Origin of the sequence: Caldalkalibacillus uzonensis, from assembly GCF_030814135.1 — a bacterium.
Lineage (GTDB): Bacteria > Bacillota > Bacilli > Caldalkalibacillales > Caldalkalibacillaceae > Caldalkalibacillus > Caldalkalibacillus uzonensis.
The window spans coordinates 470,807-489,436 of sequence record NZ_JAUSUQ010000001.1 but is presented as its reverse complement, the minus strand read 5'-3'; the positions used below and the strand labels follow the sequence as shown (position 1 = coordinate 489,436).

The 18,630-nt window shown below is 48.5% G+C and carries 17 protein-coding genes; 15 read left to right on the top strand and 2 right to left on the bottom strand.

Annotated features, from left to right (window positions below):
* The first annotated feature begins 11 nt into the window (after window positions 1-11).
* Together ahrC and recN are read left to right on the top strand one after the other, a co-directional pair.
* On the top strand, window positions 12-461 hold the full coding sequence (gene ahrC / locus J2S00_RS02480; protein WP_307335026.1) for a transcriptional regulator AhrC/ArgR: 450 nt from the start codon (window positions 12-14) through the stop codon (window positions 459-461).
* Between the two features lie 28 nt (window positions 462-489).
* A complete protein-coding gene (gene recN / locus J2S00_RS02475) occupies window positions 490-2,232 on the top strand; it encodes a DNA repair protein RecN (RefSeq protein WP_307335024.1) in 1,743 nt (580 codons plus the stop codon).
* A 30-nt stretch (window positions 2,233-2,262) separates the two neighbouring features.
* Here recN and J2S00_RS02470 read toward each other — a convergent pair whose 3' ends face one another.
* On the bottom strand, window positions 2,263-2,352 hold the full coding sequence (locus tag J2S00_RS02470; RefSeq protein WP_307335022.1) for a YjcZ family sporulation protein: 90 nt from the start codon (window positions 2,350-2,352) through the stop codon (window positions 2,263-2,265).
* Between the two features lie 320 nt (window positions 2,353-2,672).
* Here J2S00_RS02470 and spoIVB point away from each other — a divergent pair, with 320 nt between their 5' ends.
* From spoIVB to J2S00_RS02445, 5 genes are all read left to right on the top strand, one after another.
* Window positions 2,673-3,947: a SpoIVB peptidase gene (gene spoIVB / locus J2S00_RS02465; protein WP_370875818.1), complete on the top strand. Its 1,275-nt coding sequence runs from the start codon at window positions 2,673-2,675 to the stop codon at window positions 3,945-3,947.
* Window positions 3,948-4,108: 161 nt separating this feature from the next.
* Complete coding sequence (spo0A, locus tag J2S00_RS02460) at window positions 4,109-4,909, top strand: sporulation transcription factor Spo0A (protein WP_307335018.1); 801 nt, start codon at window positions 4,109-4,111, stop codon at window positions 4,907-4,909.
* A gap of 117 nt (window positions 4,910-5,026) precedes the next feature.
* A complete protein-coding gene (gene steA, locus J2S00_RS02455) occupies window positions 5,027-6,112 on the top strand; it encodes a putative cytokinetic ring protein SteA (RefSeq protein ID WP_307335016.1) in 1,086 nt (361 codons plus the stop codon).
* Window positions 6,113-6,126: 14 nt separating this feature from the next.
* Window positions 6,127-6,801: a glycosyltransferase family 2 protein gene (locus tag J2S00_RS02450; RefSeq protein WP_307335014.1), complete on the top strand. Its 675-nt coding sequence runs from the start codon at window positions 6,127-6,129 to the stop codon at window positions 6,799-6,801.
* Window positions 6,802-6,840: 39 nt separating this feature from the next.
* Window positions 6,841-7,677, top strand: a complete 837-nt coding sequence (locus J2S00_RS02445; RefSeq protein WP_307335013.1) for a hypothetical protein — start codon at window positions 6,841-6,843, stop codon at window positions 7,675-7,677.
* Window positions 7,678-7,680: 3 nt separating this feature from the next.
* Here J2S00_RS02445 and J2S00_RS02440 read toward each other — a convergent pair whose 3' ends face one another.
* Entirely contained in the window at window positions 7,681-7,926 is a 246-nt protein-coding gene (locus tag J2S00_RS02440) for a DUF2627 domain-containing protein (RefSeq protein ID WP_307335011.1), read from the bottom strand.
* 147 nt (window positions 7,927-8,073) lie between these two features.
* On the opposite strand from J2S00_RS02440, the gene J2S00_RS02435 reads away from it, so the two are divergent.
* The 8 genes from J2S00_RS02435 (at window position 8,074) to J2S00_RS02400 (ending at window position 18,537) form a co-directional block, all read left to right on the top strand.
* Entirely contained in the window at window positions 8,074-10,152 is a 2,079-nt protein-coding gene (locus J2S00_RS02435; RefSeq protein WP_307335009.1) for a sigma-54 interaction domain-containing protein, read from the top strand.
* A gap of 338 nt (window positions 10,153-10,490) precedes the next feature.
* On the top strand, window positions 10,491-11,390 hold the full coding sequence (gene yqiS, locus J2S00_RS02430; protein ID WP_307335007.1) for a phosphate butyryltransferase: 900 nt from the start codon (window positions 10,491-10,493) through the stop codon (window positions 11,388-11,390).
* Between the two features lie 56 nt (window positions 11,391-11,446).
* Window positions 11,447-12,544, top strand: a complete 1,098-nt coding sequence (locus tag J2S00_RS02425) for a Leu/Phe/Val dehydrogenase (protein WP_307335006.1) — start codon at window positions 11,447-11,449, stop codon at window positions 12,542-12,544.
* Window positions 12,545-12,575: 31 nt separating this feature from the next.
* Window positions 12,576-13,724, top strand: a complete 1,149-nt coding sequence (buk, locus tag J2S00_RS02420) for a butyrate kinase (protein ID WP_307335002.1) — start codon at window positions 12,576-12,578, stop codon at window positions 13,722-13,724.
* Window positions 13,708-15,135 (top strand): dihydrolipoyl dehydrogenase, encoded by a 1,428-nt coding sequence (gene lpdA, locus J2S00_RS02415; RefSeq protein ID WP_307335000.1) that lies wholly within the window; start codon window positions 13,708-13,710, stop codon window positions 15,133-15,135. The genes buk and lpdA overlap by 17 nt, the downstream gene beginning before the upstream one ends.
* 53 nt (window positions 15,136-15,188) lie before the next feature.
* On the top strand, window positions 15,189-16,184 hold the full coding sequence (locus tag J2S00_RS02410) for a thiamine pyrophosphate-dependent dehydrogenase E1 component subunit alpha (protein WP_307334999.1): 996 nt from the start codon (window positions 15,189-15,191) through the stop codon (window positions 16,182-16,184).
* A 14-nt stretch (window positions 16,185-16,198) separates the two neighbouring features.
* A complete protein-coding gene (locus J2S00_RS02405; protein ID WP_307334997.1) occupies window positions 16,199-17,182 on the top strand; it encodes an alpha-ketoacid dehydrogenase subunit beta in 984 nt (327 codons plus the stop codon).
* Between the two features lie 32 nt (window positions 17,183-17,214).
* A complete protein-coding gene (locus J2S00_RS02400) occupies window positions 17,215-18,537 on the top strand; it encodes a dihydrolipoamide acetyltransferase family protein (RefSeq protein ID WP_307334995.1) in 1,323 nt (440 codons plus the stop codon).
* Window positions 18,538-18,630: the final 93 nt, after the last annotated feature.

Genomic DNA, 18,630 nt, shown 5'->3' with positions numbered 1-18,630 from the left:
GGCCAAAATAGGTGAACAAACGACAACGTCACTTACGCATTCGTGAAATCATCGGCAAATATGATATTGAAACACAGGATGAGCTGGTTGAGCGACTGCGGGAAGAAGGTTTTCAAGTTACACAGGCCACTGTTTCCAGGGATATTAAGGAGTTAAGCTTGATCAAAGTGCCTATGGCTGATGGACGTTACAAGTACTCCCTGCCAGCGGATCAGCGCTACAATCCCTTGCAGAAACTGAAGCGGGTTTTGGTGGATTGTTTTGTCAGCATTGATCATACGGAAAACCTGATTGTCCTCAAAACATTGCCTGGAAATGCCAACACAATCGGTGTACTAATCGATCATCTCGATTGGCCGGAAGTGCTGGGCAATATTAGCGGCGATGATACGATCTTAATTATTTGCAGACAGAAGGAAGAGGCACCGCAAGTGGTCGAGCGAATAGTAGACATGTTGTAGAAACCCAAAACGTAAATGGGGGAGAAACATGTTAGTGGAGTTGTCGATGCGCAATTTTGCCCTGATTCCTTCCTTAACCGTCACCCTTGAACCAGGTTTCAATGTGCTTACAGGGGAGACAGGTGCTGGAAAATCAATGATCGTTGATGCCATTTCTTTGTTGGTGGGAGGCAGGGCCTCTGTTGATTATGTCCGCCATGGACATCAAAAGGCTGAAATAGAAGGATTGTTCAGTATTCCCGACAACCATCCTGCCCGCTCACTCCTCTCTGAGCTGGGCATTGAACTTGAAGATGACATGCTGATTTTACGCCGCGACATCAGTACCAAGGGAAAGAACATCTGCCGCATCAACGGCAAACTGGTTACCCTGGCTGTGCTCCGGGAAGTGGGACAGCTGTTAGTGGATATTCAAGGTCAACATGAACACCAGCATTTACTGGTTGAAGACCGGTATTTACCTCTTCTAGACGAATATGGCAAAGGAAAGATCAGTCCCCATAAACAGGAATATGTGACTTTGTTTCATGAATTAAAGAAATTAAATCGCGCCATTAAACAGCTGAATGAAAATGAACAGCAATTGGCCCAGCGGCTTGACTTGTTTCGCTATCAATATCAGGAGATTGCCGCGGCCCAACTGGAGCCGGGAGAAGATGAAGAGCTGGAAAAAGAAAAGCGAATTAAAGGACACGCCCAAAAGCTGTACCAGGGGATGGAACAAACCATCGCTGCCCTATATGGGGATGGACGGGCCCTGGATTCCCTTGCTGTGGCTATGAACGAACTGCAGGAATGTGCGGCAATCGATGAGAGTTTAGAGCCCTACAGTGAAAAACTGGAGTCCTTATATTATCAAGTGGAAGATATCCTTCACGAATGCCGCAAGTACGCCGAGAACATTGAGTTTGACCCTGAACGGCTGAACCATATTGAGTCCAGGCTGGTGCAAATTGAACAGTTAAAACGAAAATATGGCCAGACGGTGGAAGAGATCCTGGCGTATGCGGCCAAAATTGAAGAAGAGCTTGACACTTTGGAACACAGGGAAGAGCGGACGAGAGAGCTAATGGAGCAAAAACAGAATATATTGCTTGATCTGGCCGTTGAAGCGGAACATTTAACCCGGATTCGCAAAGAAGTGGCCCAGGATTTAATCCAAGCCATTAAACAAGAGTTAGCCGGGCTGTATATGGATCAGACAGAAATAGAAATGCGTTTTTCTCCATTGAGCGCGGGAAGTGATCAAGTGGAACACCGGGGAGGGAAGCGCTGGATCAGCCAGGAAGGATGGGATCAAATTGACTGGCTGATCGCTCCCAATCCGGGCGAACCGCCCAAGCCGCTGGCTAAAATTGCTTCCGGAGGGGAGTTGTCCCGCCTGCTTTTGGCTCTAAAAACAGTTTTTGCTAAACTAGAGCCGGTCACCTCATTGATTTTTGACGAAATTGATACAGGTGTTAGCGGGCGTGTGGTACAGGCCATGGCTGAAAAGCTGTACACCATCTCCCTGAACCGCCAAGTGATATGTATTACCCACCAGCCTCAGATGGCAGCTATGGCCGATCATCATTTATATATCCACAAACAAACAAACGAGGGGGGCACAGAGACTACAGTGGTTCCTTTGGACCGTGAGGAGCGCCAGATGGAAATAGCCCGCATGATCAGCGGCCATCACTTAACGGAGGCGACTAAGGAACATGTTCAGGAACTGGTCCAACAAGCCGAAAACATTAAAGCTGACCTGAAGGAGAAGCTATCCAAATGAGGATAGCTTCTTATAGTCAGCGGAGCATCTTTAACAATGCTTTGTCGGTAAGAAACAGAAGCATCCAATAATGATCAACAGAATGAACAGCACAACAATCAAAGCAAAATTATCGAACATTGGGGTACCTCCTTTTAGAAAATTTCTGTAGTCCTAGCCCTACACTTTAAATTATGTTTTAAGAATTGGAAGCGCATGGATACGTGTCTTGCTTTTCTAAAAATCGGGCAAGAAAATTTCTAGACCATGGAATTAATTTCTTGGGGAATAAAGAACATTTATTCGTTTTTGAAGGTTGATCACATTTGTTCAAGTGCCCTGCATTATCCAAATGAGGATAGCTTTTTTACGGCGGCCAAGTTATATTTGAAAAGGCCAAAGGCAACATTATAGATAAGTCATGTGGAGGTGTAGGTAGGGAAGCAGGAGAGTGATCAGTGTTGTTCCAGAAAAAGATAAAAATAATTGGGCTTTGTTTAGTGGCCTTAACGCTTTTCGTCGTCACATCAACACCGTTTCAAGACTTTGCATCCATTCCCGATGAAATTCGTCTTTTTGAAGGCAAACATTTCAGCTTCCCCTCTGCCCTGCCTGTCAGCGGAGAGGTCGAAAGTAGTAACCCGGAAGTTGCTGACATTGAAGAAAATGTTATACAGGCGATTGGATCTGGGACGACAGAGCTGCAAGTGAAAGTGGGAAACTTCCCCATTAAAAAGGTAAAAGTAAATGTTCTTCCTGACTTGAAAGTATATCCCGGCGGGCAATCCATCGGCGTCCAATTACAATCGGTGGGACCACTTATTGTCGGACATCATTTTATCGAGACAGATGAAGGGAAAGTATCCCCGGCTGAGGAAGCCAATATGCGCATAGGGGATATGATTGTCAAAATTAATGGCCAATCCATTAAAACTCTGGATGAAATTGGTAAATTTGTAAACAGAGCAGGTGAAAATGGTGAGGCGCTAGAGGTTGAACTGGTACGGGGAAAAGAAACACTGAATGTGAATGTTAAACCTGTATTTGATAAAAGAGAGAAAACATACCGTTTAGGTGCCTATATTCGTAATTCGGCTGCTGGTGTGGGCACATTAACGTTTATACACCCTGAAAGTGGTGCCTACGGGGCATTGGGTCACGTGATTACCGACGTGGATACCCAAAAACCTATTGTGGTCGGAGAAGGGGCCATTTTGGAATCTAATGTGAATGCCATTGAAAAAGGTGTTCGCGGAGGTCCAGGTGAAAAGCTGAGCCAGATACACAATAACAAAGTGCTTGGTGATGTCAAGAAGAATACGCCCTTTGGCATTTTCGGCCATATGAAGGGACCGATTAAAAATGGTGTGATTGATGAGCCTATTCCCGTCGCCTTAAGTGAAGAAGTAAAAAAGGGTCCGGCCCAAATTTTGACAGTGGTCGAAGGCCAAAAAGTGGAGCTGTTCGATATTGAGATTGTGGAAATCATGGAACAGAAATTTCCAGCAACCAAAGGATTGATTATCAAAGTGACGGATCCTGATTTATTGGAAAAAACCGGGGGAATTGTGCAAGGCATGAGCGGTAGTCCCATTATCCAAGATGGAAAACTGGTTGGCGCCGTCACCCATGTGTTTGTTAATGATCCCACCAGTGGATATGGTTTGTTTATTGAATGGATGCTGAATGATGCAGGAATCGTGGACCAGTCTGAACAGAAACCAAAGGCAAGCTAAGCCTTGGTTTCTTTTTTGGTGTCGAATGGAAAGGAATCTAATCGAAATAACAGGGAAATTATTTTTTTTTTGAAAACCTGCAGGAGATGGCAGGAAGTGAACGTTTCATGTCGAAACAGGAATAAGGTTAAATTATTGCATCGTTGGAGGAGGAGTTATGTGTGGAGCGTATTAAAATTGTCCTGGCAGATGACAATCACGAATTTGTTCAGCTAATGAATGATTATTTTTCCCAGCAAAATGATATGGAAGTGGTGGGACTTGGGTATAACGGTGTTGAGATCTTAGACATCCTGGAGAAGAAAGAACCTGATGTCATCATATTAGATATCATTATGCCTCACTTGGATGGTTTGGCTGTATTGGAAAAATTGCGCAGTGAAAATCTTCATCCACAAGCAAAAGTGATCATGTTAACGGCTTTTGGCCAGGAGGATATTACTAAAAGGGCGGTGGAATTGGGAGCTTCTTATTATATCTTAAAACCGTTTGAAATGGATATCCTGGCTCAGCGAATCCGGCAGCTGATGTTGAGCAAGACACCGGGAACGACCTCTGCGTCTTCCTATAAAAGCCAGACTGTAACTACCAGACCTTCCTATGGCCAGAAAAGTCTGGATGAACGGATTACAGGCATTATCCACGAAATTGGCGTCCCGGCCCATATTAAGGGTTATCTTTACCTGCGTGAAGCGATCACCATGGTATACCACAATCTTGAGTTGTTGGGTTCTATTACCAAAATTTTGTATCCGGACATTGCCAAAAAATACAACACAACGCCAAGCCGCGTGGAGCGAGCCATTCGCCATGCCATTGAGGTGGCCTGGAACCGGGGCAATATTGATTCGATCAATAAAATGTTTAGCAATACGGTTAACAGCAATAAAGCCAAACCTACCAATTCAGAATTTATTGCCATGGTCGCTGATAAATTACGCCTGGAATATAAAGCCGGTTGAAAGGAACAGGAAGAAAGAGACAGGAGGGAGTTGTAACAACTCTCTTCTTTTTTTTGTGTGTTCTGCTTAAGATTTGACCATACTAAAGAAGAAAAGACAACTCAAGGAGCGACCAACATGGATAACAATGTGGCAAGTCAAGGTTATGGACCTGTTTACTTTCACAACCGAACCAAACAGCTTGTGCGATGGATACCTGAAGGAGCTTATGCCTTAATTGAACACAAAGATATTGATGAGATGGCCGCTCTGGCCCTGATTGATAAAAATGTGAAAGGTGTTTTAAACTATGCCCCTTCCATGTCAGGGGACTATCCTAGCCTGGGAACGATCCGCCTGATTGAACATGGGGTGCCGGTATATGATATTGATGATCCTCAAAGAGTGAAGCAGGTGCTGCGCCAGGGGCATACCATCCACATCGACGGCCGGCAATTGTGGCTGAAAGAACCGCAAGGACCCTCTTTTTTAAGTTCATTAACCCGCTATACTGACCGGGATATTTTGCTTAAGTTGAAGCTGGCCCAAGCCAATTTGAAAGACCGTTTGCAAAAATTTGTTGAGAACACGCTAACCTATGCTCTACAAGAACTGCCTGAGATTTTGCAACCGGTTCCCATTCCCAAGTTAAAATTGAACATGCGTGACCGGCATGTGGTCGTGGTGACCAGAGGGAGTGGTTATATGGAGGATTTAATGGCCATCAAGGACTATATTGCCGAAGTTCAGCCTGTCTTAATTGGCGTGGATGGAGGGGCAGACGCCATTCTGGAATGCGGGTTGAAACCTCATCTCATCTTTGGAGACATGGACAGTATTTCCCACACTGCCCTCTGTTCAGGAGCTGAAATTGTGGTTCACGCCTATAAAACCGGGCAAGCACCTGGCTTGAATGTCGTGCACAGATTAGGGATCTCCGCTCATATTTTCCCCTGCTTTGGCACAAGTGAAGATGCCGCCCATCTGCTTGCCGATGAGGCAGGGGCGCGGCTAATTGTATCTGTGGGCAGCCACACCCATATGCTTGATTTTTTGGAAAAGGGGCGGCAGGGCATGGCCTCCACCCTTCTAGTGCGTATGAAATTAGGGGGTAAGCTGGTTGATGCCAAGGGTATTCATCATTTGTGTCTCCGAAAACCTCATTCCAGGATCTCCTCACCCCTTTCCGTTTCGGATGCCTGTCTCGAACACCATACACATTAAAGGGGGTTTGACAAGTGGATCAAGTCAGTATCATTATTCCGGCCTATAACGAAGAACAGTATATTGGGCAAACCCTCTCAACCCTGGTGGGCAGCGGGGACTGGTTTAAAGAACTTATTGTTATTGATGACGGAAGTGACGACAATACCTTTCATCAAGCACGGGTCTATACCCCTCATGTCATTCGTCTGTCGGGTAATAAAGGAAAGTCTGCGGCAATGATGACTGGTGTGTATCAATCTAGAGGCTCGATCTTAGTTTTTCTTGATGCTGATTTGGGTAACAGTGCCCACCTTGCTAAATTGTTGCTCCAGCCTGTTCAAAATCAAGCTGCTGATATGACCATTGCTGTTTTACCCCGAACCAAACAGGGGGGACTTGGTCTTGTCAAACGGTTTGCCAGCTGGGGGATTTACAGGCAAACCGGAGTGTGGTTGGAGGCTCCCTTATCAGGGCAGCGGGCTGTCCGCAAAAAACATTTTTTAAGCAGTTATAGGGGTGACCAAGGCTTTGGCTTTGAAGTGGGGCTAACCATTGACTACTTACAAGCTGGTTACGTCATCCAGGAAGTGGAGGTTCCTTTTACGCATCGTGAAAGGGGTAAAACAGTGGACGGCTTCTGGCACCGTTTTAAACAAGGCCTGGCTGTCAAGCAGGCTTTGAAATTGAGAAAAGATGGGATTGTTTAAAGGGGGAATGGAGCGATTAGCGGATGGTTGATTAGCTTCATGATTTATCTGTTTTTGATCTGGTTCATCACTGACGCTTTTTACCTGCTGTTTCGTAAGCAAGGCTGGACAGCCATTAATTACAAACAGGAAGTGATTGTTCAAGGATTTGGTCTCAATCTTTTTATTCATTATCTCCTCTTTCTTGGTATGATGTTCACTGTTTACACTCTTGGCTTAGCACCTACGGCAGCAGTAAATATCACCCTGCCAGCTACCCTTGTTTTGTTCAGTATGATGTTGTTCTGTTTGACCTTGCTGGGCTGGATTGATGACCGCTGGGGAGACCAGAAGGTGAAAGGATTCAGAGGACATTTTGGACGGCTGATTAGGGACAGGCATGTGACCACTGGACTGGCCAAGGCCGTGTTTGGGCTTGTTGTTGCCCTTATGGTCAGTTGGCAGCTCAGTTCATCTTGGGCAGAATTTATCTTGTTTTCCATGGCGATGGCGCTTAGTATGCATATTTTCAATTTGCTTGATGTGCGGCCAGGACGGGCGCTGAAAAGTTACTGGGTTTTCTCAGCAGCCGTGGTTCCTTTTCTGTCAATTGGCACAGCTTTATTTTTAGTCATTCCTGTTTTCTTTTCCACTTTAATGCTTTTCCGTTATGACCGTCGGCAATTGGCTATGCTGGGTGATACTGGGTCCATGGCTTTGGGGGGAACTTTTGGCTTTCAGCTGATTGCCCATGCCCCTTTGTTTATGGTGGCCGTGTTGGTTTTCTTTTTCTTAGGGCTAACCATTGCCGCAGAACGCATCAGTTTAACTACCTGGATTGAACAACACGGCTGGCTGGCCAAATGGGACCGTTGGGGTCTGGTGGACAAATCATAGAGGCTATTCGTCCAGATCATCCTTGAACCGCCGGCCATAGCGTCTCTTTTTATCCCGGTAAAAAATGAATCCCCCCACAAAAGCTACCCCGAAGATAAATAAGACAAGCCCCATCATAAACATCCCCCAGTGGAAACCTTCCGGTGTAAAGTTCGTGAAAAACGCTTCCCGCATCAATGTCCAGCCATAGACCCCTATTGCCCCTGGAATCACCAGAATCAGGACAGAAATCAAGCGTTGGATCTTCATGCTTTTCTTCCTTTCCGCTCTCTTTTCTTTAATACTGTAACCAAAATCGCAGGGATTGTCTAACACTTTCGTTGCAAACGGTCTGGAAAACCGATACAATGGGAGTATCTGCAAAATTTTTCAGAGAGGGATAGCGGGGGATCCGAAATGAGAAAAATTTTTCTGGTTGGTGCAGGCAGTGGCGGTACAGCCCTGCTTAAAACTTTTCAGAATATGGAATCCCTTAAAGTCATTGGGGTATCGGACCGCAATGTGAATGCGCCGGGCATGAAGGAGGCCCGCAAGTACGGTATCCCAACTGGAACGGATTATACCCGGATGATCAGCCATGATGTAGAAGTGATTATTGAGGCTACTGGAGATGAGGGTGTTTTTCACCATTTACGCCAGATCAAACCCCAACATGCAACCGTTATTCCAGGCAGTATTGCCCGAATCATAATGAGTTTGATTGAGGAAAAAGAAAACTTGATTCAGCGGTTGCGCCATCACCAGCATGAATTGGACATCATTTTAAACTCTACCCATGACGGCATGCTGGCCGTCAACAAAGAGGGAATTATTACCCTCTTTAACCGTGCGGCTGAAAGAATCATCGGCTTAAGAGCGGAGGATGTCCTGGGAGAGCCAGCGACAAAGTGGATTCCCAACAGCCGGCTTAATATCGTGCTGCAAACAGGACAGCCTGAATTGCATCAGGAACAGTGGCTGAATAATGACAGACGAATCATCACCAACCGCGTGCCCGTCATCTCGGAAGAAGGGGAAGTGATTGGTGCTGTTGCCGTTTTCCGGGATATCACCGATGTGACCACTCTGGCAGAAGAGGTGCTTGATTTAAAAGAGACACGCAGCCTGCTGGAGGCGATTATCAATTCTTCGGAAGATGCTATTTCAGTGGTGGACCAGAACGGTATTGGCTTAATGATCAATCCAGCCTATACCCGCCTGACAGGATTAAATGTGGAGGATGTGATCGGCAAGCCGGCGGATGTGGATATTTCCGAGGGGGAAAGCATGCACATGCAGGTGCTAAAAACCAAGAAACCAGTTCGGGGCGTGCCCATGAAAGTGGGCAAATACCGCAAAGATGTGGTCGTCAACGTGGCACCGATAATCGTGGATGGTGAACTGAAGGGCAGTGTGGGTATCATTCATGATATCTCTGAAATAAAAAAACTGACAAGAGAATTGGACCGGGCCAGACGCATCATTCGCACCCTGGAAGCAAAGTATACGTTTGAAGATATTGTCGGAGAGAGTGAACCGGTCAAAACGGCTATTGAACAGGCCAAAACAGCCGCTTACACGCCGGCGACCGTTTTGCTGAGGGGTGAATCCGGCACGGGTAAAGAGCTGTTTGCCCATGCCATTCACAATGAGAGCGAACGGAAATTTAACCAGTTTGTGCGGGTTAATTGTGCCGCCTTGTCTGAACAATTATTGGAAAGTGAATTATTTGGCTATGAAGAAGGGGCATTTACTGGTGCCAAACAGGGTGGCAAAAAAGGGTTGTTTGAGGAAGCCAATGGGGGAACCATCTTTTTGGATGAAATCGGAGAAATTTCCCTGAGTACCCAGGCCAAGCTGCTCCGTGTATTGCAGGAGAAAGAAATTGTCCGTGTCGGAGGAACAAAAGCGATCCCTGTCGATGTGCGGGTCATTGCCGCGACCAATATCAATTTGGAGGAAGCCATTTGGCAAGGAAAGTTCCGTGAAGACCTGTATTACCGTCTCAATGTACTGCCTATCATTATTCCGCCGCTACGTTACAGGGATGACGATATCCGCCTGTTAGCGGAGCATTTTATTGCTAAGTTAAATATGGAATATGGGCGGCATATTGCTTCTGTTGCCGATGAGGTGATTGAGTACTTGAAAGCTTACCATTGGCCGGGAAATGTGCGGGAGCTGGAAAATGTGATCAGCCGGGCTATCATCCATATGCGCTTTAATGAGGAGCGGCTGGAGCTTCATCATTTGCCTCCCTTGCAGTTAAAGCGGTATGACAGTGGAAAGCAGGAGCAGAGCGAGTGGGCCAGGGCTCACCATCCGATCTTTGACGGAAAAATCCTGCCCCTGGACGAGGTCGTGGGCAGATGGGAGAAAACATATATACAGCAGGTGTTGTCACAATGTAATGGTAACAAAACTAAAGCAGCCCAAAAATTAAAGATTTCCGTGCGCAACCTGTACTATAAATTACAGAAATATGGCTTGCATTAATTTTTCAGGTGTAATATGAATCTTCATGTGGCTGGCAGGCTGCCCAGGGCACCTTAGAGAGATATGCAAGTTTTATCAAGCAAAATTATGCACGATCTGCAATTGAATGCAGGTCTTTGCAGATAGCATTTTCCTTCACTGCTTAGCTTTCCCCTGATAAAAAATTTTTAAATCGTTAAGGATAAAACGCTTACATTTCCAGCTGATTGTCCTTTCTGATTTTATTGAGTAAATGGCATGAAATTTGCATGTGATATGATGGATGTGCTGCTAATTTTGCAGCAGTAAGCCATACTAAGAAAACACATTACTAACTTTGGCAGGATGGAAGTGACAAAATGAAACTGGAAGATCTTGTAGACAAAGCAACCCAGTATGGGAAACAAACCATTGCTGTAGCTCAGGCGGGTGATGAAGAGGTATTAAGAGCCGTGCGTGAGGGACTTAGGCGGCATTTGGCCCACTTTTATCTCATCGGTGATGAGCAAGAGATCAAAGCAAAAGCCGAGTGGGTTGAATTGGAAGTGGACCATCTGCAGGTGGTGCATGAGTCCTCCTCTGGGCAAGCCGCCCGCCGGGCCGTGCAGCTGGTTAAGGAGGGGAAGGCCAACGCACTCATGAAAGGGCTTGTACCTACGGCCGATCTGTTAAAAGCTGTGCTGGATAAGGAAAGCGGGCTAAAACGAAGTCGTTTATTAAGCCATGTGGCTGCTTTTGAAGTGCCGGGCTATGAGCGGCTGATCTTTGTCACCGACCCGGCTATGAACATTGCCCCTGATCTCAAACAAAAAGGGGAGATTATTCAGAATGCCGTGCAGGTGGCTCGTGCAGCCGGCGTTGAACGTCCCAAAGTGGCTGTTTTGGCACCGGTGGAGGTGGTTAATCCGGCTATGCAGAGCACCCTGGATGCCGCCAGTTTAACCGTGATGGCGAGCAGGGGGCAAATCACAGATTGTGAGGTAGAAGGTCCTTTAGCATTGGACAATGCGGTATCCGTAGAAGCTGCCCAGCACAAAGGGATTAAGTCTCCTGTGGCCGGAAAAGCGGACATTTTGCTTGTCCCCAATATTGAAACTGGCAACGTGCTGTATAAGTCCTTGGTTTACTTTGCCCGGGCCAAGGTAGGAGCCGTCGTGGTGGGGGCTGAAGTTCCAGTCATCCTCACTTCTAGGGCGGATAGCATGGAGGACAAATTATATTCCATTGCCTTGGCCGCCTGTGTGACCCACATGAATTAAACCAGTTTGGTTTAGACAACTCCCAATCAGTTTTTCTTTCTCAGGAGGGATTTAATATGAAACTGTTTGAGTATATGGAAAAATATGATTACGAAGAGCTGTTGTTATGTCAGGACAAAGCATCCGGTTTAAAGGCGATTATTTGCATCCATGACACGACACTTGGACCCGCATTGGGCGGATGCAGGATGTGGACTTATGATTCGGAAGAAGAGGCTATTGAAGATGCGCTGCGCTTGGCCCGGGGGATGACTTACAAGGCAGCGGCCGCCGGTTTAAACTTAGGGGGAGGAAAATCGGTCATTATCGGCGATCCACGCAAGGATAAAAGTGAAGCTCTGTTCCGTGCCTTCGGCCGTTTTGTGCAAGGGCTTAATGGCCGTTACATCACCGCAGAAGACGTAGGCACTACCGTGGAAGATATGGATCTCATTCATGAAGAGACCGACTATGTGACAGGTATTTCTCCGGCGTTTGGCTCCAGTGGCAATCCTTCCCCTGTGACCGCTTATGGTGTTTATAAGGGTATGAAAGCAACAGTCAGACAAGCATGGGGAGATGACTCTCTGGAAGGGAAAACCATTGCTGTGCAAGGTGTAGGCAATGTGGCCTACAATCTGTGCCGTTACCTTCATGAAGAGGGGGCCCGGCTGATTGTGACCGACATTAACCAGGAGGCGGTCAGACGGGCTGTGGAAGCGTTTGGGGCTCGTGCTGTGGATCCCAATGAGATCTATAGTGTGGAGTGTGATATTTTTGCCCCTTGTGCGCTGGGTGGTGTGATCAATGATGAAACAATTCCCCAGCTCAAAGCGCGCGTCATTGCCGGGGCGGCCAACAACGTGCTGCGTGAAGAGCGCCACGGAGACCAAATTCATGAGCTGGGCTTCTACTATGCCCCTGATTACGTGATTAATGCCGGCGGTCTGATCAATGTGGCCGATGAGCTGTTAGGCTATAACCGGGACAGGGCGATGAGGAAGGTGGAGACCATCTATGACAATATTGAAAAAGTGTTTGAGATTTCCCGCCGCGACAATATTCCAACTTACCGGGCGGCTGACCGGATGGCGGAGGAACGCATTCAAGCCATGAAGAATGCCAGAAGCACCTTCTTGCAAAATCCGAAAAGCATCTTGAATATGAAAGAATAGAGCGGAAAGACAGGAACAGGAGTGGAGGTTTATGGAGCAAAAAACATACCGCTTATTGGTCATTAACCCAGGCTCTACATCCACCAAGATTGCCATCTATGACAATGAACGGCCCATCTTTGAAGAAACACTGCGCCATGATACCACAGAACTCAATAAATACCGCAGTGTGATGGATCAATATCAGTTCCGTAAAGAAATCATACTGGAGACCCTGAATAAAGAGGGAATCAACCTGCAGAAACTGGCGGCTGTTGTGGGGCGGGGTGGTGTCCTCAGGCCGATTCCCGGCGGGACCTACCTTGTTAACGAAGACATGTTGCAAGATTTGAGAAGCGGCCGCTTCGGGGAACACGCTTCCAATTTAGGGGCTATTATTGCCAATGAAATTGCCCAACAGTTAAACATTCCCGCTTTCATTGTCGATCCGGTTGTGGTGGATGAACTTGATCCTGTGGCCCGGATCTCGGGGGTCCCCGAAATCCCCCGCCGCAGCATCTTTCATGCCTTGAACCAAAAAGCAGTGGCCCGTCGTTATGCCAAAAAGCAGGGGAAAGCGTACGAAAAGATGCGCTTGATCGTCAGCCACATGGGGGGCGGTATCACTGTGGGAGCCCATCGCTATGGCCGGGTTGTTGATGTGAACAACGGCTTGCATGGAGATGGTCCCTTTTCGCCTGAACGGGCAGGAACTGTTCCTGCGGGCGACTTGGTTGGGCTCAGTTTTTCGGGACAATACTTCTCTGGCGAAATCTTTAAAAAACTGGTCGGCCGGGGCGGTCTGGTCGCTTATTTGGGCACCAATGATGCCCGCAAGGTGGAAGAGATGATCGCGGCAGGAGATGAAAAAGCCAAATTGGTCTATGAGGCGATGGCTTACCAGGTCTCCAAAGAGATCGGCTCCTGCGCTGCTGTGCTGGAAGGGGATGTGGATGCCATCATCTTAACCGGCGGCTTGGCCTATGGCGACCAGTTTGTGGACATGATCAAGAAGCGGGTGGAATGGATTGCACCGGTGAAAGTGATCGCCGGGGAAAACGAACTGCAAGCGCTGGCTGAAGGCGGCTTGCGTGTCTTGCGCGGTGAAGAAGAAGCCAAGACCTATCCTAATGATCAAACAGGAGCAAAAGAAGTGGAACAAATTTTAAAGGGGGAAAAGACCAATGGCCAAAGAGTATGATCTGGTCATTCTGGGCGGTGGGCCCGGAGGTTATGTGGCTGCGATCCGGGCTGCCCAGCTGGGGCTCTCCACCGCTCTTGTCGAAGCTCAGAAGCTAGGCGGCACGTGTCTGCATAAAGGCTGTATTCCTTCCAAGGCTTTGCTGAAGAGTGCCGAGGTGTATGCCACCTTGAAAGAGGATGGGGAAAGCTTTGGAATTACAGCTCAGGGCGTAGGCTTTGACTTCCAAAAAGTGAATCAACGCAAGCAAAAAATTGTGGATCAATTACATCAGGGCATCCGGTATTTAATGAAAAAGAACAAAATAGATGTCTACCATGGCTATGGCCGCATTCTGGGCCCTTCCATCTTTTCGCCCACGGCAGGAACGGTTTCTGTGGAAAAGGCGGGCGGTGAAGAGAATGAGATGCTGGTGCCCAAAAATCTGATTATTGCCACAGGATCCAAGCCAAGAACCTTGCCTGGGCTGGAGATTGACGGCACCCATGTCCTGACCAGCGACGAAGCTTTGGAACTTGAGTCGCTGCCGGAATCAATGATCATTGTTGGCGGCGGTGTGATTGGCATAGAATGGGCGTCTTTATTGAGTGATTTTGGCGTCCAAGTGACGGTGCTTGAGTATGCCGAGCGGATTTTGCCCCAGGAGGATGAAGCAATCAGCAAAGAGATGGCGCGGTTATTAAAGCGGCGCAAGGTCAAGGTGGTTACCAGTGCTGAAGTCTTGCCGGAAACCTTGTCCGTTGACAAGGGCCAAGTTGCTATCACAGCAAAGCGGGGTGACAAAGAGGAGACCTATACCGCTGACAAGATGCTGGTCTCAGTGGGACGGGTGCCCAATACTGAAGACATCGGCCTGGAAAATACAGATATTAAACTGGAAAAAGGATTTATCCAAGTCAATGCATACGGACAAACAGCCGAATCTCACATCTATGCCATCGGTGATGTAACCGGCGGTTTGCAGCTGGCCCATGTGGCTTCCCATGAAGGTATTGTCGCCGTGGAGCACATCGCCGGGCATGATCCGGCCCCTGTTGATCCCAACCATGTGCCCCGCTGCACCTACAGCCGTCCTGAAGTGGCCAGTATTGGTCTGACTGAAGAGGAAGCCAAGGCGCAAGGCTATCAGGTGAAGACAGGTAAGTTTTCCTTCAAAGGGGTGGGTAAGGCGCTGATCCAGGGGGATGCATCTGGTTTTGTCAAAGTGGTGATGGATGCCAACACCCAGGATTTGCTCGGCGTACACATGATCGGCCCCCATGTGACCGACCTGATTTCCGAGGCCGGCCTGGCCAAAGTGCTTGATGCCACGCCGTGGGAACTCTCTCAAATCATCCATCCTCATCCCACCTTATCTGAAGCCATTGGTGAAGCGGCTCTGGCTGTGGAAGGGCTGGAAATTCATTCCTAACCGGTTTTAATTATCCTAGGAAGTCATCACTATCCTGGCGAGGAGGTTATAGAATGACTGAGAAACGTCATGAAGCGCTGGGCTTAACGGCGCAAGATATGCAGGAGATGTATTATACCATGCTCTTGGCTCGCAAAATTGACGAGAGAATGTGGCTATTGAACCGGGCAGGCAAAATTCCGTTTGTGATTTCTTGTCAAGGGCAAGAAGCCGCCCAGGTAGGGGCCACCTTTGCCTTGGACCGTTCCAAGGATTACGTGCTGCCCTATTACAGGGATATGGGAGTCGTCATTGCCTTTGGCATGACCGCCCGGGACCTGATGCTGTCCGCATTCGCCAAAGCGGAAGATCCCAACAGCGGGGGGCGGCAGATGCCCGGACATTTCGGTTCTAAAAAGTACCGGATTGTCACCGGCTCTTCACCTGTTACCACCCAGGTGCCCCATGCCGTAGGGATTGCTCTGGCCAGCAAAATGGAAGGCAAGGATATTGTCGCCTTTACCTCCTTTGGGGAAGGTTCCAGTAACCAAGGCGATTTTCATGAAGGTTTAAACTTTGCCGGGGTGCACAAACTGCCTGTGATTTTCTTCTGTGAAAATAATAAATACGCCATTTCTGTGCCCGTCTCCAAACAGATCGCTTGTGAAAGCGTGGCTGACCGGGCTGGTGGATACGGGATGCCCGGTGTGCAGGTAGATGGCGAAGACCCGCTGGAGGTCTACAAAGTGGTCAAAGAAGCGGCTGACCGTGCCCGCCGCGGAGAAGGGCCCTCCCTGATTGAAGCGACCACTTACCGCTTCACGGCCCACTCCAGTGATGACGATGACCGGACTTATCGTGATCCAGAAGAGGTGGAAGAAGCCAGAAAACGGGATCCGATCGGAAAGTTCAGAACTTATCTGCTAGAGTCGGGAACGTTAACGGAAGAAAAAGTGGAAGCCATCGAAGCCCGGGTGAGACAAGAAGTGGATGAAGCCACTGAATATGCTGAAAATGCCCCTTATGCCGATCCTGAATATGCCTTGAAGTACGTTTATGCCGAGGAATAGGGAGGAATCAAAGTATGGCGGTCATTTCGTATATCAATGCTGTGACACAAGCCTTAAAAGAAGAGATGGAACGGGATCCCAAAGTATTTGTGCTTGGGGAAGACGTGGGCAAGCGCGGGGGTGTGTTCCGCGCGACAGAAGGACTATATGAGCAGTTTGGGGAAGAGCGGGTCATCGATGCGCCCCTGGCCGAATCGGCCATTGTTGGTGTGGCCATTGGTGCTGCGGCTTATGGCATGCGACCCGTTGCTGAGATACAGTTTGCTGACTTTATTATGACTGCGGTGAACCAAATCGTGAACGAAGCGGCCAAGTTCCGTTACCGGTCCAACAATGACTGGACCTGCCCTCTTGTAGTGCGGGCCCCGTATGGGGGAGGGGTACACGGTGCCTTGTATCATTCCCAAAGCGTGGAAGCTATGTTTAACAGCACGCCTGGACTGAAGATTGTGGCACCGTCCACGCCTTACGATGTGAAAGGATTGTTGAAGGCGGCGATCCGCTCCGATGATCCCATCCTCTTTTTTGAGCATAAACGCTGCTACCGCTTAATCAAGGGGGAGGTGCCTGAAGAAGATTACACCCTGCCCATCGGCCAAGCGGATGTGAAGCGGGAAGGGGAGGATGTGACCGTAATTGCTTACGGATTGATGCTGAACTATGCCTTGCAAGCTGCTGAACGGCTGGAAAAGGAAGGCATCAGCACCCATGTCCTGGATTTGAGAACCCTGTATCCCTTGGACCAAGAGTCTATTGTGCAAGCTGCGGTTAAAACGGGCAAAGTGTTGCTCATTACGGAAGATAACAAAGAGGGCAGTGTGATGAGCGAAGTGGCAGCGATCATCGCCGAAAAAGCCCTGTTTGACCTGGATGCTCCCATTCAGCGCCTGGCAGGCCCTGATGTGCCGGCCATGCCCTATGCCCCCACTTTGGAAAAATTCTTTATGCCCAATGTGGATAAAATTGAACGCGCCATTCGTGATTTGGCTGAATTTTAGGCAGTGACAGGATCAGAAGAAGGAGGGATACCATGGCAACGAAAGTGACGATGCCCCAATTGGGTGAAAGTGTGACTGAAGGAACGATAGGCAAGTGGCTGGTCAAGGAAGGGGACCATGTCAATAAATATGATCCCTTGTGTGAAGTGATCACGGATAAAGTGAATGCGGAAGTGCCCTCTTCCTACAACGGCACTGTTTCCAAGATTGTGGCCCAGGAAGGGGAAACAGTGGAAGTGGGCGGCCTGATTTGCTACATAGAAGAAGATGGAAATGCTGGTGCAGATCAGGAAGCTGCTGAAGAAGCAGAGAGTAAAGCAGATCAACAAGCAAAGACCGGCGAGGAGAAAGACAGCGGAGATGAGGCAAGCATGAAGCGCCGCTACTCCCCTGCTGTCTTGAAGCTGGCCCAGGAGCATAACATTGACCTGGAGCAGGTGGAAGGAACCGGACGCGGGGGACGCATTACCCGTAAAGATCTGCTGAAGCTGATCGAAAGCGGCAACATTCCCACCAAAGATGGCCGCCCGGCCACAGAAGCAAAGGCAGCACCTGCAGAACAGGCGGAACGAGCAGAACAGCCCGCCGTTCAACCGGCAGCTGCTGCTTACCAGCCTGAGCAACGGGCTGCCCAGCCGGCCAAGATCCAAACCAGACCTGGGGACCAGGAGATTCCGGTCAGTGCAGTGCGCCGGGCCATTGCTAACAAGATGGTGCAAAGCAAACATGAAGCGCCTCACGCCTGGACCATGGTGGAAGTGGATGTGACAGAGTTGGTCAAATACCGGCAAAAAGTGAAGCAGGAGTTTAAGCAAAAAGAAGGTGTTAACCTCACCTTCCTGCCATTCTTTATTAAAGCCACAGTGGAGGCACTGAAAGAATTCCCCATGATCAATTCCCAGTGGGCGGGGGATAAGATTATTCAGAAGCAGGAGATCAATATTTCCATTGCCGTGGCCACTGAAGACGCCCTGTTTGTGCCAGTGATCAAACATGCCGATGAAAAAAGCATTCTGGGCCTGGCCCGGGCCATCGATGATTTGGCCCGCCGCACCCGGGAAGGCAAGTTGACGCAGGAGGACATGCAAGGTGGCACCTTTACCGTGAACAACACCGGTTCCTTTGGCTCCGTTCTGTCTCAGCCTATTATCAATTACCCGCAAGCCGCCATTCTGAGTGTGGAAGCCATCGTCAAACGCCCTGTGGTCAAAAACGACATGATTGCCGTGCGTGACATGGTCAACCTGTGCCTCTCTTTAGACCACCGCCTTCTGGACGGCCTCATTTGCGGCCGCTTCCTGCAAAGCATCAAACACAAACTAGAAGCCATGGGCGAGGGAATGAGTTTGTACTAAACGGGCCAACGAGCCCGTTTTTCTTTTTGAAGCCCAAACTTGACAAATCTTATTATTATTTATAAAATTTGAGCATAGTACTGACTAGTCGGT